This is a genomic window from Dellaglioa sp. CoH-56-MRSF-13, assembly GCF_056782095.1.
Window position 1 is genome coordinate 81,172 of record NZ_JBXAYC010000001.1, and the last position, 16,794, is coordinate 97,965.

Below are 16,794 nucleotides of genomic sequence, written 5' to 3' on the forward strand. Positions count from 1 at the left end.
TATGATTAATTAACTGCTAATAGAGCACTTGAAGGGAGTATTTAAAGATATGCCAGAATTAACAGAATTTGATACAATTGCCGCTATATCAACACCACCTGGTGAAGGTGCCATTTCAATTGTTCGATTAAGTGGTGAGGATGCCGTTCAAATTGCTAATAATGTATTTAAAGGGAAAAATTTAGGTAACGTTGATAGTCATACCATTAACTACGGACATATTTTAAATCCTAAAACGGATGAAGAAGTCGATGAGGTCATGGTCTCAGTTATGTTAGCACCTAAAACATTTACACGTGAAGATGTGATTGAAATTAACTGTCATGGTGGTATTGTACCAACGAATCAAATTTTACAATTATTATTAAGTAATGGGGCACGCTTAGCTGAACCTGGTGAATTTACAAAACGAGCATTCTTAAATGGTCGAATTGATTTATCTCAAGCTGAGGCTGTTATGGATTTAATTCGTGCTAAAACAGATCGCTCAATGAAAGTTGCACTAAATCAGTTAGATGGTAATTTAGCACGTCTAATCCGCAATTTACGTAAAGATATCGTAGATGTTTTGGCATTAGTTGAAGTTAATATTGATTATCCAGAATACGATGCTGGTGAAGAAATGACGACTAAATTATTGCTTGAAAAAGCACGTGATGTTAAGCAATATGTTCAAGAATTACTACAAACAGCGCAACAAGGTAAAGTATTACGTGAAGGATTAGCTACTGCCATAATTGGTCGACCTAATGTTGGTAAATCAAGTCTTTTGAATCACTTATTACATGAAGATAAAGCCATTGTAACTGATGTTGCTGGAACAACGCGTGATGTGATTGAAGAATACGTTAACGTTATGGGTGTACCTTTGAAATTGGTAGACACTGCCGGTATTCGTGATACAGAAGATAAGGTTGAAAAAATTGGGGTTGAACGTTCGAAAGAAGCGATTGTTCAAGCTGATTTAGTCATGCTTGTTTTGAATAGCAATGAACCTTTGTCTGCTGAAGATAAGCAGCTCATTAAATTAACACAGAATGATAAACGAATTGTTATCTTAAATAAAACAGATTTACCAGAAAATCTAGATCGTAAAGAATTAGAAAGTATGGTTGATCCAACGGAAATTATTTCTATTTCTGTCTTAAATCATGAAGGTGTGAAGCAACTTGAAGAAAAAATTGCTAACTTATTCTTTGGTGGAATTGAAAATAGCCAAACAACAGTTATGATTACTAATTCTCGTCATATTGGCTTGTTAAATCAAGCTGAGACTGCTTTAGATGATGTGATCACTGGGATTGCTTCCGGTATGCCAATCGATTTAGTTCAAATTGACATGACTAGAAGTTGGGAATTACTTGGTGAAATCACTGGTGATAGCTACAAAGATGAATTACTCACAGAATTATTTAGTCAATTCTGTTTAGGTAAATAATTGTTAGTAAATAGGAGAATATAAATGGACATTAAAACTTATGACGGCCCAGATTATGATGTAATTGTGGTTGGTGCTGGACATGCTGGTTCAGAAGCAGCACTCGCTGCTGCACGAATGGGTAATAAAACATTACTTATCACAATTAGTTTAGACATGGTTGCTTTTATGCCATGTAATCCTTCAATTGGTGGTCCAGCTAAAGGAATTGTTGTACGTGAAATTGATGCCTTAGGTGGCGAAATGGGTCGTAACATCGATAAAACTTATGTACAAATGCGTATGTTAAATACTGGTAAAGGTCCAGCTGTTAGAGCATTACGGGCACAAGCTGATAAACATCTTTATTCAAGTGAAATGAAACATACAATGGAAAAAGAAGAAAACCTAACGTTACGTCAAGGAACAGTCGATAGTTTAATTGTTGAAGATGGCGAATGTCATGGTGTTGTAACAAATACTGGGGCAAAATACCGTTCTAAAAGTGTTGTTTTAACAGTTGGAACGGCTGCTCGCGGTAAGATTATTATTGGCGAATTGAGTTATTCATCAGGTCCTAATAATTCACAACCTGCAATTAAATTATCTGAAAATCTTGAAGCTCTTGGATTTGATTTAGAACGTTTTAAAACTGGAACACCACCTCGTGTTGATGGGAATACAATTGATTACAGTGTGACTGATGAACAACCAGGGGATGTTGAACCTAACCACTTTAGTTTTGAAACACCTGATGAAGATTATATTGATGTTAAAAATCAATTATCTTGTTGGTTAACGTATACCAACTTGAAAACGCATGAGATTATTAATGCTAACCTTGATCGTGCACCTATGTTCTCAGGAATTATTAAAGGTGTGGGTCCACGTTACTGTCCATCTATTGAAGATAAAATTGTTCGTTTCTCTGATAAACCTCGTCATCAGCTCTTCTTAGAACCAGAAGGCCGTTCAACGGACGAATTTTACGTTCAGGGCCTTTCTACGTCAATGCCGGAAGAAGTCCAACAAGATATTATTCATTCAATTAAGGGCCTTGAAAACGCTGAATTAATGCGTCCGGGTTATGCGATTGAATATGATGTCGTGGCTCCTTATCAATTACGACCAACGCTTGAAACTAAATTAGTGAAGAATTTATATACCGCTGGTCAAACAAACGGGACTTCTGGATATGAAGAAGCTGCTGGACAAGGAATAATGGCAGGAATTAACGCTGGGTTACGTGCTTTAGGCCGCGAAGATTTTACGTTAAATCGAAGTGACGCTTATATCGGTGTTATGATTGATGATTTAGTAACAAAAGGGACAAACGAACCTTATCGTCTATTAACATCTCGTGCTGAATATCGCTTAATCTTACGTCATGATAACGCTGATTTACGTTTAACTGAAAAAGGATATGATATTGGTTTAATTTCTGAAAAGAGATTAGCTATTTTTAAAGCTAAAAAAGCTGAAATTGAAGCCGAAAAAGCTAGATTACAATCATTCCGTATTAAACCTACTGAAGATGTGAATGCATTCTTAGCAGAACATAATAGTGCCGCTTTGAAAGATGGCGTGTTGGCTAATGAATTTTTACGTCGCCCTGAGGTAACTTACGCAGACATTGAGAAGTTTATTCCAGGTCCTGACCATGAATTAGACCATAGAATTATTGAACAAGTAGAAATCCAATTTAAGTACGAAGGCTATATTAAAAAAGCACAAGAAAAAGTTGCGAAGTTAAAACGTATGGAAGCTAAAAAAATTCCAACAAATATTGATTACGATTCTATTGAAGGAATTGCGACGGAAGCGCGTCAAAAATTCATTAAGATTCAACCAGAAACATTAGCTCAAGCTAGTCGTATTAGTGGTGTGAATCCTGCTGATTTATCAATTCTTGCTGTTTATATTGAACAGGGTAAGATTGCTAAAGTTAATAATTAATAGTACAGAAATGCAGAAAAGGCACCAATCAAGTATACTTGATTGGTGCCTTTTTAACTTTTTATAATTAGGTTAAGCAATAAACTTAAAATCCAGCTGCAGAGATGATTGAAGCTATGTTGGCTGCTAAACTGACAGCAAATACTGACATAACAATCATGAAAACTAAAGCTAATAGAAGTTGTCCAATGACAACGCCGTAAAGTTTATCTATTTTAAGTGGATTTGTATCAATAATCATCGATAAAATGAAAGCAATACTCATGATAAGGGCCATTAAAGCATACATGAATACAGCAAGGCCTCTCATTCCAAGTAGCATGAAAAGCATACTAAGGACAGCTAATACAAGATTGATCATGAGGTAGTGTGTAAAGCGATTTGTAAATGAAAGTAAGGTATCACTCTTATCGCCTAAAACAACATTACGAACAAAAAATCCAATTAGTATGTAAAAGGCAAAAGCTAGTAGTGTTAAGAAAAATAATTTTGCGTAGACACTACTGTCAATTGTTGGCGCATAGGTACTTTGAGTGTTAAAGAGTCCTGAAAATAGACTTGAATTAACAGATTTAGCAACATTATCCATTATTAATTTTACAAAAATATCATTAAATATGGCGAATAAAATAATTGTCGTAAAGCCGAAATATTTATGACCATTTTCTAAAATTGTGGGATGTTTAATGGCATTTAAGAAATAAGACCAATAATTTGATGCGAATGTTTTAGCTTGTTCAATATTCTCATTTTGAGCTTTAGTATCTTGTTGTTGCGTGTATTGTTGTTGGAATTTTGTTGGTTCTTGTACGTTTTGTGATTGTGTTGCGGCCGTTTCTTGGGCTGGTTTAATGGAAAAGGCAAATCCACAGTTTGTACAAAATTTTACATTTTCTGGTTGTTGTGAACTACAGTTTGGGCATGTTTTCATGATTATTTCCTCCAAAGTTTAGTTGTCTTCAATTTTTTCACTAATTTTTTTAGCGGGTGTAATTGACTTGATTAAGAAGTCATCGTTATTAGAATAATTAACTTTAGCAGTATATCTAAATACTTGTGTTTTAGTTGAATAATTATCGTCACTATCAGTGAAATCGAACGTATAAGTAACATCATAAGCGACATCAAATTTATTTTTATCTGTCGGTGTTACTGATAATACTTTAGCGTCATAAGAGACACTACTGATTGCATCATCATCATGATAATTTTTAGCAATAGTCACCCATGCCTTGGCATCTGCATTGCTTGAGCCATTAACAAAGAAACTGCCTATTGAGCCATAACTATCATTTGAATCCTCATTAGAGTCATCACCATCGATAGTGTAGTCATCAATTTGGGTAAATAAATTGTCTATATAACTTTCTGCATCATCTAGAGTTAACATATTAGGAAAATTAATATTGAATAAATTGCTACTAGAACTATCTTGAAAGCCATTTTCATCTGTATTATTTAAAGTTACGTCGTTATCATCATCGCTACCTGAAATTTGGTATTCACTGGTAACGAGAGTGTTGTCTCCGACCTTTTCTTTAAGCTGCAATCGATTGTTTCCAGAAGAGGCAATAGGGCCAATTGTTGCAGAACCATCATCATCAGTTGTACCAACTTTTTTAGAATTAACATAGATATCAGCATTTGCGATACTTTTAATTCTAAAAGTAAGTGTACTTAAATCTAAATTGACGTTAGAAGTTGAACTAGTGAGCGTCTCAGTCGATTTATTATTTAGTTTAGTACCATCAATAGAGCCAGCTGCTTCTATTGTGTAGTTACCGGGAACTAGATTTGAGATTGTTTTACTGTAATTATCAGAGTCAGCTGTAGCAACTTTTTTATCATTCATCTTGATAACAGCCCCAGAGCTATTCGTTGATAAGTTAACGGAAACGGTTGAAAAGTCAGCCGTATATTTAGGGAATAATAACCAATGTTTACCATTTTCTTTTAAATGAAAATGTGTTGAAGTGCTTGCTCCATTGGTTAATTCGTTTTTAAAAGTTTTAAGAGAGTCTGTACTACCCCATGCATCTGATGCAGGTTTCATAGACTCATCAGTAATTTTTAATGCCGTATCCGATGTTGAAAAATAAGCTTCCATGTTTTTATCGGTTTTTAATGCATCTGTAATTCGTTCAATTTGATTTTCTTTTGAGTAATATTTTGTTCCAGCATAGTAGCCAACAACAATAATAAGAGCGATAATACCAATCAAAATTCTGATGAATTTTGTTTTACCTGAGATGGGTAATTTAGGATTTGCAGTTCGTGTTTGTGTAGGTGGCATTTGTTGTTGTGTTGGTTGAACCGGCGTAACAGGTTGCTGTGACGCAACTGAATTAACACGTAAATCAAAATTACAATTAGGACAGAAATTACCATCCTTAGGAACTTCACTTCCACAATTAGGACAGAATTTTTTTGTCGTACTCCCAGATAAATCATCTGAAGGCGCATAATAGATTTGTTCTTTTTTAATCATTGGATCTCCTTTTTAACTACCTTAATAATATGATTAACTTTGACTACTTAACTAAAAGTTACCAAATCTAGTGTATACATAGCGAGTTTTAGTTTATAAAATAATGGCTAACTCAATCGCATAAAATAGGATTTTAATCATTGGTACTTATGTATTTTTTTAGGTTGTTAGATGCAGAATTAGTAATACCCCCCGTGGCCTCCTTAGATTTAAATTACTAAATCAACGAATAAAGACAAACCTTAAACGAAACTTAAGTTATTTTATCAGCTTAAAAGGTTTTTGTATATATATATATATTAAAAAAAGATAAGCTATAATCTGTTTGATTGTTTTAAAAACCTTTACCATAAAGAGAACCTTTCTGATTAGGAGTTTAATATGCTTAAAAAAATAGGAATTTTAATTCGTGCTAAACGAAAATTATTGAATATGACCATTGAGCAACTGGCTGAAAAATCAAAATCTTCTGTTAGTTTAATTTCTTTGATAGAGCGAGGTAAGTTAGATAATATTAAAATAAAAAAATTATCAGATATTGCTGAAGCGCTGGATATGACGTTAGCTGACTTCTTTACTAATCAAAATTTAAAAGGTGTTGCAACGCTGGATTTGATTAATTATCTTGCTTCTTTACCCAAAGAAAAAAGAGAAGCGACAGCTGAATTATTGCTTAAAGTAATCCGTTTATAAATGATTATCATTAATGATTGACCATGCTATTTCTTCAATAGTGTGGTCAATTTTTTGTGCTTGATAGGCTGAGACTAAATCAATTTGTTTGGTAGGTAAATCTAAAGTTAAAATATCAAAATTGTGAAAATCAATCCTATGGTTACTAAAGTCATAAATTAAAAATTTTAAATCTTGTAATACCTTCAAATTATCGTGTATATCTATCCCATTCATAAATAAAATCTCCCTTACTAAAAAACTGTATAAAAAAAGCATTAGCTTTTATTAGCTAATGCTTAGATTACAACAAAAATAGTTAATTTATAAGACTGATATTAATAAAAATTAATTCTAACGATAGTACTGAGTTTTGTCAATATGACATAAATTAAAGGTTTATCCTTTTAAGTAGATTAATTAATTTAAGTAAGTATTGAAGTAATAATTATTTAAAAAGCTGTTGAAAAATAGACAGTAAAAGGAGCAACAAAATAACTATAAAATGACGATTTTTATGAAGCATTATGATAGCAATGAATTCACGCAAGAACGCATTAGGTAAAAAATACCATGGCGTTTTCCCGCCAATGCCTTGAGCATTTACACCAACCATTCGTGCAAATATTGCAGCACGAAAGATATGGTAGTTATTTGAACTGAATAAAATATGATCCCCTCTATGATCAAGATCAATTATTTTTTTTGAGAAACGCATATTTTCAAAAGTCGTTGTTGATTTGTCTTCTAGTAATGTAAATTCTTCTGGATAACCACTGTCGATGGCCCATTTTTGCATTGCCTGTGCTTCTGAAATAGACTCATCATTACCTTGCCCACCTGAAAAAATAATAATCGGGCGTTTACCGCCTAATAGTATTTGTTTGTCCGCAAAATTGGTAGCACGTTTGATTCTGTTGGCAAGTAGTTTACTAACTTTATAACCGTTGATTAAACCTGCACCTAGTACAATGATGTAGTCTTGATCATATTTTGGACGTCGTAAGCTATATAAAATACTAACAGACAAGAAATTTAAAAAAGCGAACATAAGATATAAGCCAGTCAACGAAGCAAAATTAAATGGTAATTGAAGATACCAAGGCCACGTACTGATTAAAGGTGTCACAAACCAGCGAATGATAAGAACAATAGCAAGTAGTAGTCCAAGCATGTTAGCTAATGAATAACTTTCACGTTTAAAGACTAGTCCAGTATTAATTAATAAAAATGGAATAGTTGCAATTGAAAGTAATATCAAACCTATAGCGCCAACAATGATAATAAAAACAGCGCTATTTTTCATAAAATTGATAGGGGAAGTAGCGAGTACACCTATTAAAGAAATGACAAATATATTGAACAGAAATCCATTAATTAATTGACGTGGTTCTTTGTGAAAGCTGATATACCAAATAGCTAACAATAAAATAGGTAGTAACAGTATTAGATAGTCCATATGAATTCCTCCGAAGTAATAGATAATAAACTAATTCTAGCATATTTTTGAATAAATAAGGTACTAATAAATTTATATTTAACCGTTTACATGGACGTTAACATATGATATATTATTCACATGAACAAAATATCATATGAATAATATATCATATAGAGGAGATGCTATAATGGTCACACTATTAGGTTCAACTGTACTCGCATTCATTTCAACAAATATCGATTATCTTTTAATTCTAATTATTATTTTTGCTAAGTATAAAAATAAACATGAAGAAAAATTAATATTTATAGGAGAGCTACTTGGTAGTGGGACGCTTATAGCAGTTAGTTTGATTGCTGCCTTTTGGTTAAAACTGATTCCTGAAGAATGGATCTTAGGATTTTTGGGACTTATTCCGATTATAATGGGTATAAAAATGTATTTTAGTGATGAAGATGAGGGTAATGAGGTCCGGGAGAAATTAGGAAAACCGGGTCAAGGCATAATTTTAAATGTAATTATGATTACTATTGCAACTTGTGGACCAGATAATCTTGCTATCTACGTCCCATTTTTCACGACATTATCTATTAGGGATGTACCTATTGTACTGATGCTATTTTTTATATTCTTATGTATCATTACATGGTTGAGTAAAATGATTACTAATTTACCTAAAATCCAAGAATTTTTTCAAAATTTTGGTAATTTAATCACTCTAATTGTTTATGTTTTCTTAGGTCTATATATATTATTAGAAAGTGGTACTATTCAGCACTTTATGTAGGAGGAAAATAATGCAACCGTACAATGAAATTCCAAAAAGTGAACTTGATGAATCAATTATGATAACTAAGCTATTGAATAATCGAATAAGATTACAATTAATCTATTTATTGGAACAACATGAATATAATGTAACTGAATTATCAAAGATACTTAATGTTGAACAAACAAACTTATCTCATCAATTAAGTTTATTAAAAACGCATCAAATAATTAGTCAGAGACGAGAAGGAAAGTTAATGTACTATCAAATTGACGATCCGCATATTATTGAAACTATGACAGCGCTGTTGCAACATGCAAAACACGTTGCAAATGGAAAACCTTATTAAATAGAAACGTAAGAAAAAGAGATTAACTTCAAATTGAAGTTAATCTCTTTTTTGATTTTTAAAATCTGTAGTGGTTACTATGGACCCTAACGGATTTGAACCGTCGACCTTCTACTTGCGGAGCAGACGCTCTCCCAACTGAGCTAAGGGCCCGAATAGCTTTATAATACACCAAATAGCCAAAATTAAAAGAAAAAGTTAGTTTTGCTTCTATGTATTTATGCCATTTTAAAATGTTTCACATGAAACATTTTAAAATGAGTAACGATTTTTAAAGATAAAAGGTTTCAAATATCACTTGTTAATAGTAGGGTAAAAAGCATTAAATACCAGTTTTTGATTAATGATGAATAAGCCGAAGAGTATAAGATTTTTGTTTTTAAATAGCAGACATAATCTTATGATGGCGTGATGTGAAGATATTTCCAAACATTAATAATTATTCGATTAATACTCTTTTAGAAGGAACAAATAATAAAATTCAGATTTCTAACGGACTTATTTCCAATCTTAGCAACTTTTATAGATTCCGAACCAGAATACTTTATATATTAAAATCCATAAAAAAAGGTCCCACTCACTTAGTGAGTGGGACCTTCATAATATTATTTATTAACAGTACCAGCAAATGAAGCAGGGTAATATGCTAATGCACCAATTTTAACATTTTGACCAGGTTCTGGAGCAGCGATATATTGGCCACCACCTAAGTAAATACCAACATGGTATGTAGAACCTTGAGCTCCCCAGAATAATAAATCTCCAGGTTGAGCAGCAGCAGTTGATTTCTTAGAAACATTTGATTCTTGTCCAATAGTATTACGGTTTAAGTTAATACCAACTTTTGCGAATACATATTGTGTGAATCCTGAACAATCAAAACCAGAAGGAGTTGATCCACCCCAAACATAAGGAGTACCTATGTATGCTTTAGCAACAGAGATAACTTTGCTTGCTGAGTAGCTTGCTGTTTGTGTTGTAGAGCTTGCAGCAGCAGTATTAGCTGTTGAAGTAGTATTAGAACTTGCAGCAGCAGTATTAGTTGTTGAAGTAGTATTAGAACTTGCAGCAGCAGTATTAGTTGTTGAAGTAGTATTAGAACTTGCAACAGCAGTGTTAGCTGTTGAAGCAGTATTAGAACTTGTAGCAGCCTTAGGTGTTGAAGTAGCATTAGAAGTTACAGCAGCTTTAGGTGTTGTTGTAGCTTTTGCAGGTGTAACAACTTTTTCAGCAGTTGTAGAAGCTACTTTAGCCATTGAACCTGTTAAGTTTAATGTTTGGCCAGGGTTAATCATTGAATTAGAAGATAAACCATTAGCATCACATAGTGCTGAGATAGTAATACCGTTTGATTGAGCGATTGACCATAATGAATCGCCGTTTTTAACAGTAACAGTCTTATTATTTGTAGTAGATGCTGCTTTAGGTGTAGCTGTTTCTACTTTAGGAGTTGCAGTAACTGATTTAGCAGCACTTACTTCTGCTTTAGGAGTTGTAGCAACTGGTTTAGCAGTACTTGTTTCTACTTTAACAGTTTTAGCTGGTGTTACTTTAGCGGGAGTAACAGTAGTACTTGCAGCTACCGCTTTTGAACCAGTTAATGTTAAATTTTGACCGGGTAAGATAAGTGCTGAGTTATCAGCAAATCCATTAGCCGAACGAAGTGCTGAGATTGAAATGCCATTTTCTTTAGCGATTGACCATAATGAATCACCATTTTTAACAGTAACGGATGTTTTATTTACTGAAGTATTAGTAGTAACGATAGTACTTGTTTTAGCTGAAGTACTTTTTTGTGTTGAGCTTGCTTTAGCGTTGCTATCCTTTTCAGGAATATTTAATGATTGACCACTTACAATAATATGAGAATTTGCGTCAATATTGTTTAAAGTTTCGATTGTTTTGATTGAAACGCCATACTTCTGAGAAAAAGCCCAAACAGTATCGTTTGTTTGAACTTTAACTGTTGCTGCATCAGCAGTTGCGTTAGATGCAAGAAGGAGGCCAGCGGTACCAACTGTACCGAGTAATAATGATTTAAGTGTGTTATTCAAGTTGAGTCACATCTACTTTCTTATTTTATTGGATTTATACTACAGTAACTATTGTAACCGGTTAGTGTTGCAATCAAATACAAAAACTATTACAACTTAGCATGATTTTGTAATATATACTAAGTAATGTTTATATATCAATGATAATGATGATTTATGTATTTAACTTATAATTTATTTAATTTAGTAAATCCCATGTGCAATAATGGTTTAGAACACTTTCAATATATTTTAAATTAAAATATATTGCCCCCCGATGTTACAAAGATATTACAGAAACCTTATGTTTCTATACTACTAGAACTAATTAAAACTATACCAGTCGTTTTACATGGTTGCAAATGAAATTTTAAGTTTTAATAGAAAGGGATTTCATTGTCTGGTATCATTTGAATTATTGGATATTGAAAGTCCTTAAATAGTTGGCGTATAATTAACTAAATAAGGGGATAAAAAATATAATGATTAGGTGGAAATATGAAAAGAATAGTTAAAGAAATAATGAGTTGGATTATACCGATTGCAATCGGTTTAATAATCGCGATGCTTTTAAAAACATTTGTTGTCACAATGGTACGTGTTGATGGGCCATCGATGCAACCTAACTTAGTTAATAATGAGCATGTTGCTGTTGTTAAAGTTATTGATATTAAGCGCTTTAGTACTGTTGTTTTTGATGCATACGGCGTAGATCCTGATGCAACTGAGGGTCAAGAGTATGTTAAACGTGTTATTGGAATGCCTGGTGATACAGTAGAATTTAAAAATGATCATGTCTATGTTAATGGTAAAGAAATTGAAGAACCTTATATTTCAACTTATCAAAAAACAGTAGGGACAAGGGTTCAGAACATAAATGCTAAAAACTGGACATTCAAGTCATTGGCTGTAGATAATCAATGGGCTAAAGATACTTCAGCTATCAGAGTACCTTCAGATAAATATTTTGTTCTAGGAGATCATCGTTCAGTATCTAATGATAGTCGTTACTGGGGGTTCGTTGATAAGTCGAAAATTCAAGGTGTTGTAAAAGTACCATTCTGGAATTTTAATAAGGCTGATCATAAATATATTTATTAATTGCATTAAAAATGCAGAAAAATAATTCGATTGAAGAGGAGATTTTATTATGACAAAAACACCAATTATTTTAGATTGTGATCCAGGACATGATGACGCATTAGCGTTAATGATGATTATTGCTTCACCAGAATTTGATTTACGTGCGGTGACAACATCCGCTGGAAATCAAACACCTGATAAAACATTTGATAACGCTTGTCGACTACTAACATTGATGGAACGGACAGATGTTCCAGTTGCTAGTGGAAATAAAAAACCTTTACTACAAGAATTAATGATTGCCGATGCCGTTCATGGAGATACTGGTGTTGATGGAACAGAGTTACCTAAATCTGAAATTCCAGCAACTAATTTAACAGCAATTGAGTTAATTGCAGAAACATTATCTAAAAGTGCTGAAAAAGTTACAATGGTTGTCACGGGCCCAATGACGAATATGGCACTATTTTTAGCTGTCTATCCTGAATTAAAAAATAAAATTGAAAAAATTGTCTTTATGGGTGGCTCAACGGATGTTGGAAATGTTAAACCTGGTTCAGAATTTAATATTGCCGTGGACCCAGAGTCAGCAAAAATGGTTTTAAATGACTCTATTCCAATGGTTATGGCTGGATTAAACTTAACTCATCAAGCACAAATTTTAGATTCTGAAATTGAAGAAATTGGTAAGATTAATAATAAAGTAGCGCAATCAGCCTACGGGTTATTGAAATTTTATGGTATTTACTATGGTCAAGAAAAATGGGGATTCGACGGTATTCCATTACATGACCCTTGTACAATTGCTTGGATGTTACATCCTGAATTATTCACAAGTGAAAAGTACCATGTTGATGTTGAGGTGAATGGTGATCTTACTAAAGGTGAGACAATCGTTGATAAATTTGATTTATTGGGATTAGAAAAAAATACAGAAGTCTTACTATCAATTGACCGTGCAAAATTTGTCGAATTATTAATTTCAAAACTTAAAAAATTTGATAAATTAGTAGGATAGAGAATCTTACAGTTGGCTTGTATTTCTGGCCTAAATACGTTAAAGTTAAACAGGACGTGAAACATCGTTTTGTTTCACAAATAACGGAGGGCCAGTCATATGAATCCAGAAGAATTTCGTCAAGCATTAGCTGAAAAAGACATTAATTTAACAGACAGACAAATGGCACAATTTGAAACATACTATGAATTTTTAGTAATGACAAATGAAAACCTTAATCTGACTGCTATTACAGAAAAATCAGACGTTTATTTGAAACATTTTTATGATTCTTTAACGCCTGCTTTTTATTCAAAAGAAATACAAAGCGAGCCCTTATCTATTTGTGACGTCGGCGCAGGTGCCGGCTTCCCTTCAATTCCACTGAAGATTGCTTTTCCGCAATTAACGGTGACTATTGTTGATTCGTTGAATAAACGTATCAACTTTTTAAATGAATTGGCGGACAAATTAGATATTACAGGGGTTGCTTTTTTTCATAATCGTGCTGAAGAATTTGCAGGTAAAAAAAGTTTATATAGAGAACAATATGATATCGTGACAGCTCGTGCTGTTGCAAGATTGAGCGTACTATCTGAATTGTGCTTACCTTTAGTTAAATTAAATGGTCAATTTATCGCTCTCAAAGCTCAAAAAATGGACGAAGAATTAGTCGATGCCGAATATGCTATCAAGCTTTTAGGTGGTCAAGTTGTGGCTAATCATGAATTTACTTTACCAATTTCAGATGACGAACGTCATCTATTAGTCGTTGATAAAGTCAAATTAAGTCCTAAAAAATACCCTAGAAAAGCGGGTGTACCTGGACGTACCCCACTTGTAAATAAGATATAGTCAGGAGGTCGTCGGAAAATGGCATTTTCATTTTTAGGAAATCGTAAAAATCAACAAGAACAAGAAGATGAAACGAATCAAACGAAGGTTAGTGACATTTCTGTTACGACTATTGTACCCAATCGCTTCCAACCTCGTCGTGTCTTTGATGATCAAAAAATTGATGAATTAGCACAAACCCTTAAAGAACACGGGTTATTGCAGCCTATTATTTTGCGAGAGTATGAGACTGGAAAATATGAGATTATTGCTGGGGAACGTCGTTTTCGGGCAGCATCTTCATTAGGATGGAAAAAAATTCCGGCAATTGTTCAGAAAATGGACGACGACCAAGCGGCTTCGATGGCACTAATTGAAAATTTACAACGTGAGGAACTAACAGCAATTGAAGAAGCAGAGGCCTACAGTAAACTAATGAGTTTAAACCACTTATCACAGTCAAAATTAGCTGAAGATATGGGTAAAAGCCAAGCATTTGTTGCTAATAAATTGCGTTTATTAAAATTAGAACATGACGTACAAACGTCCATTATGGCGCAACAGATATCCGAACGTCACGGAAGAGCAATGGTTAGTTTATCAGCTAGCAATCAAAAAAAATTATTAAAACGTATTTTAAAAGAGAAATTAACAGTGAAAGAAACCGAAAAGTTAATTTCAGCTAATAAAATTAAACCAGAATCAAAAGTGTCTGAAAAGAAAAACACGAAAAAAGGTAATCCTGATAAAAGATTAGTGATTAATACCCTAAAACAAGCGGTTCAAGTTATAGAAAATAACGGTGTAACGATTAAATCAAAACAAGAAAAAACTGATTCAGGGTATCGCGTTATTATTGATGTGATTGAATCAAAAAAGGAGGGTTAATCAAACATGGGAATTGTTATTTCATTAGCAAACCAAAAAGGTGGCGTTGGTAAAACAACAACGAGTGTGAATTTAGGCGCTTGTTTAGCCGAGCTAGGCAAGCGTGTTTTATTAATAGATACGGATGCTCAAGGAAATTCAACAAGTGGTGTTGGTATTGAAAAATCAACAATAAAAAAAGATATTTATGATGTTTTAGTTAATGAATTTCCAATTAAGGAGACAATTCTAGCTACTAGTCATAAAGGATTAGATATCGTTCCGGCAACCATTCAATTGGCTGGTGCTGAGATTGAATTAACACCGCAAATGGCTCGTGAAACAAGATTATTGGATGCCGTTAAAACAATTGAAGATCAGTATGATTATATTTTAATAGATTGCCCGCCATCACTTGGATTGATTACAATTAATGCCTTTACAGCTAGTAAATCAATTTTAATTCCTGTTCAAAGTGAATACTATGCTTTGGAAGGTTTAAGCCAATTGCTTAACACAATTCGTTTAGTTCAAAAGCATTTTAATCCAGATTTAGCCATTGAAGGCGTTTTAATGACAATGTATGATGCACGTACAAATTTAGGCGCAGAAGTTGTGTCTGAGGTGCAAAAATATTTTGCAGAAAAAGTCTACAAGACAATTATTCCGCGAAATGTCCGCTTGTCTGAAGCACCTAGCCATGGGATGGCAATTATTGATTACGATCCTAAGTCGAAGGGTGCTCAAGTCTATATGGAATTGGCAAAGGAAGTGTTAAAAGCGCATGGTAAATAATAAAAAAGGTCTTGGAAAAGGGATTAACGCGTTATTTCAGGATGAACTTGATCAATATGATGATACAAAAGAATCTGTTGTTCGTTTAAACTTAGCTGAAATTCGCCCTAATCCTTACCAACCTCGTAAAACATTTGATGAAGATGCCCTAAAAGAATTAGCTGCGTCTATCAAAAAATCAGGTGTCTTCCAACCAATTATTGTAAGAGAATCAGTCATTAAGGGTTATGAAATCATTGCAGGAGAACGTCGTTTCCGTGCGTCTAAATTAGCAGGACTAACAGATGTCCCTGCAATTATTAGAACGATGACAGAAGAAGCAATGATGGAAGTTGCTATTTTGGAAAATTTACAACGTGAAGAATTGTCTCCTTTAGAAGAGGCAGAAGCTTATAACATGTTGATGGAAAAATTAAACTTAACGCAGTCACAAGTTTCAGAGCGATTAGGCAAAAGTCGTCCTTATATTGCTAATTATTTGCGTTTATTAGGATTGCCCAACTCAGTTAAAGAATTACTCCAAGTTGATCAGTTATCGATGGGTCAAGCAAGAACATTGCTGTCACTTAAAGATAAACAAAAAATTGGGGCATTAGCTAAAAGAACAGTTAAAGAAAATCTAACTGTTCGTGAGTTGGAAAAAGTAATTGCCCAAATGAACGGCGAAATTAAAAAGAATACTAAAAAAGTGAACGAAGTTGAAAAATCAATTTATGTTCAACAAAGTGAGAACTTGTTAAAAGAAAAATTTGGAACACAAGTTTCTATCCAACAGAGCAAAAAAAATCATAAAGGTAAGATAGAAATTGACTACTTATCAACGGATGATTTGAACCGTATTTTGGACTTACTTGATATTTCACTAGACTAGGAGGTTAGTCAGTATGTATGACTTACATGATATTGTTGAAATGAAAAAACCACATCCTTGTGGGACTAACCGCTGGGAAATCGTGCGAATGGGAATGGATATTCGCATTAAGTGTTTAGGATGCGGGCACCTTATTCTATTACCTAGACGAGAATTTGAAAAAAAGATGAAAAAAATGTTAGAAAAAGCAACAACAGAAGATAATACAAAATAAATGAAAAG

General features: G+C 33.4%; 17 protein-coding genes and 1 tRNA gene. 12 read left to right on the top strand and 6 right to left on the bottom strand.

Features of this window, described 5'->3' with window-relative positions:
* The first annotated feature begins 49 nt into the window (after positions 1-49).
* Together mnmE and mnmG are read left to right on the top strand one after the other, a co-directional pair.
* Positions 50-1,438, top strand: a complete 1,389-nt coding sequence (gene mnmE / locus AC1RP1_RS00400) for a tRNA uridine-5-carboxymethylaminomethyl(34) synthesis GTPase MnmE (protein WP_481761079.1) — start codon at positions 50-52, stop codon at positions 1,436-1,438.
* A 24-nt stretch (positions 1,439-1,462) separates the two neighbouring features.
* Positions 1,463-3,373 carry a tRNA uridine-5-carboxymethylaminomethyl(34) synthesis enzyme MnmG gene (gene mnmG / locus AC1RP1_RS00405; RefSeq protein WP_481761078.1) on the top strand — a complete coding sequence of 637 codons (1,911 nt, stop codon included), beginning with the start codon at positions 1,463-1,465 and terminating at the stop codon, positions 3,371-3,373.
* Between the two features lie 85 nt (positions 3,374-3,458).
* On the opposite strand, the gene AC1RP1_RS00410 is transcribed toward mnmG, so the two are convergent.
* Both AC1RP1_RS00410 and AC1RP1_RS00415 read right to left on the bottom strand, forming a co-directional pair.
* Positions 3,459-4,304: a DUF6574 domain-containing protein gene (locus AC1RP1_RS00410; RefSeq protein WP_481761077.1), complete on the bottom strand. Its 846-nt coding sequence runs from the start codon at positions 4,302-4,304 to the stop codon at positions 3,459-3,461.
* Between the two features lie 18 nt (positions 4,305-4,322).
* Complete coding sequence (locus AC1RP1_RS00415; protein ID WP_481761076.1) at positions 4,323-5,861, bottom strand: zinc ribbon domain-containing protein; 1,539 nt, start codon at positions 5,859-5,861, stop codon at positions 4,323-4,325.
* Between the two features lie 381 nt (positions 5,862-6,242).
* Here AC1RP1_RS00415 and AC1RP1_RS00420 point away from each other — a divergent pair, with 381 nt between their 5' ends.
* Entirely contained in the window at positions 6,243-6,554 is a 312-nt protein-coding gene (locus AC1RP1_RS00420) for a helix-turn-helix domain-containing protein (RefSeq protein ID WP_481761075.1), read from the top strand.
* On the opposite strand, the gene AC1RP1_RS00425 is transcribed toward AC1RP1_RS00420, so the two are convergent.
* Together AC1RP1_RS00425 and AC1RP1_RS00430 are read right to left on the bottom strand one after the other, a co-directional pair.
* Entirely contained in the window at positions 6,549-6,770 is a 222-nt protein-coding gene (locus AC1RP1_RS00425) for a hypothetical protein (protein ID WP_409021835.1), read from the bottom strand. The two genes, AC1RP1_RS00420 and AC1RP1_RS00425, sit on opposite strands and share 6 nt — an antisense overlap.
* Positions 6,771-6,981: 211 nt before the next feature.
* Positions 6,982-7,992 carry a YdcF family protein gene (locus AC1RP1_RS00430; protein ID WP_481761074.1) on the bottom strand — a complete coding sequence of 337 codons (1,011 nt, stop codon included), beginning with the start codon at positions 7,990-7,992 and terminating at the stop codon, positions 6,982-6,984.
* Positions 7,993-8,161: 169 nt separating this feature from the next.
* Here AC1RP1_RS00430 and AC1RP1_RS00435 point away from each other — a divergent pair, with 169 nt between their 5' ends.
* Both AC1RP1_RS00435 and AC1RP1_RS00440 read left to right on the top strand, forming a co-directional pair.
* Positions 8,162-8,761, top strand: coding sequence for a cadmium resistance transporter (locus tag AC1RP1_RS00435; RefSeq protein ID WP_481761073.1), 600 nt, complete (start codon positions 8,162-8,164; stop codon positions 8,759-8,761).
* A gap of 10 nt (positions 8,762-8,771) precedes the next feature.
* The gene (locus AC1RP1_RS00440; RefSeq protein ID WP_481761072.1) at positions 8,772-9,092 is read left to right on the top strand and encodes an ArsR/SmtB family transcription factor; all 321 of its coding nucleotides are present in this window, start codon (positions 8,772-8,774) and stop codon (positions 9,090-9,092) included.
* An 80-nt stretch (positions 9,093-9,172) separates the two neighbouring features.
* Here AC1RP1_RS00440 and AC1RP1_RS00445 read toward each other — a convergent pair.
* Together AC1RP1_RS00445 and AC1RP1_RS00450 are read right to left on the bottom strand one after the other, a co-directional pair.
* A tRNA-Ala gene (locus tag AC1RP1_RS00445) sits at positions 9,173-9,245 on the bottom strand.
* 452 nt (positions 9,246-9,697) lie between these two features.
* Positions 9,698-11,146 (bottom strand): C40 family peptidase, encoded by a 1,449-nt coding sequence (locus tag AC1RP1_RS00450; RefSeq protein WP_481761071.1) that lies wholly within the window; start codon positions 11,144-11,146, stop codon positions 9,698-9,700.
* Between the two features lie 477 nt (positions 11,147-11,623).
* On the opposite strand from AC1RP1_RS00450, the gene lepB reads away from it, so the two are divergent.
* The 7 genes from lepB to AC1RP1_RS00485 all read left to right on the top strand — a co-directional run bounded on the left by lepB (position 11,624) and on the right by AC1RP1_RS00485 (position 16,786).
* Complete coding sequence (gene lepB, locus AC1RP1_RS00455; RefSeq protein WP_481761070.1) at positions 11,624-12,226, top strand: signal peptidase I; 603 nt, start codon at positions 11,624-11,626, stop codon at positions 12,224-12,226.
* A 49-nt stretch (positions 12,227-12,275) separates the two neighbouring features.
* A complete protein-coding gene (rihA, locus tag AC1RP1_RS00460; RefSeq protein ID WP_481761069.1) occupies positions 12,276-13,226 on the top strand; it encodes a pyrimidine-specific ribonucleoside hydrolase RihA in 951 nt (316 codons plus the stop codon).
* Between the two features lie 99 nt (positions 13,227-13,325).
* Positions 13,326-14,060: a 16S rRNA (guanine(527)-N(7))-methyltransferase RsmG gene (gene rsmG, locus AC1RP1_RS00465; RefSeq protein WP_481761068.1), complete on the top strand. Its 735-nt coding sequence runs from the start codon at positions 13,326-13,328 to the stop codon at positions 14,058-14,060.
* Positions 14,061-14,078: 18 nt separating this feature from the next.
* The gene (gene noc, locus AC1RP1_RS00470; RefSeq protein WP_481761067.1) at positions 14,079-14,927 is read left to right on the top strand and encodes a nucleoid occlusion protein; all 849 of its coding nucleotides are present in this window, start codon (positions 14,079-14,081) and stop codon (positions 14,925-14,927) included.
* Between the two features lie 6 nt (positions 14,928-14,933).
* The gene (locus tag AC1RP1_RS00475; RefSeq protein ID WP_409021824.1) at positions 14,934-15,701 is read left to right on the top strand and encodes a ParA family protein; all 768 of its coding nucleotides are present in this window, start codon (positions 14,934-14,936) and stop codon (positions 15,699-15,701) included.
* The gene (locus AC1RP1_RS00480) at positions 15,691-16,572 is read left to right on the top strand and encodes a ParB/RepB/Spo0J family partition protein (RefSeq protein WP_409021823.1); all 882 of its coding nucleotides are present in this window, start codon (positions 15,691-15,693) and stop codon (positions 16,570-16,572) included. Before AC1RP1_RS00475 ends, AC1RP1_RS00480 begins: the two co-directional genes overlap by 11 nt.
* Positions 16,573-16,585: 13 nt before the next feature.
* Positions 16,586-16,786, top strand: a complete 201-nt coding sequence (locus AC1RP1_RS00485) for a DUF951 domain-containing protein (RefSeq protein WP_409021822.1) — start codon at positions 16,586-16,588, stop codon at positions 16,784-16,786.
* The last annotated feature ends 8 nt before the right edge of the window (positions 16,787-16,794 follow it).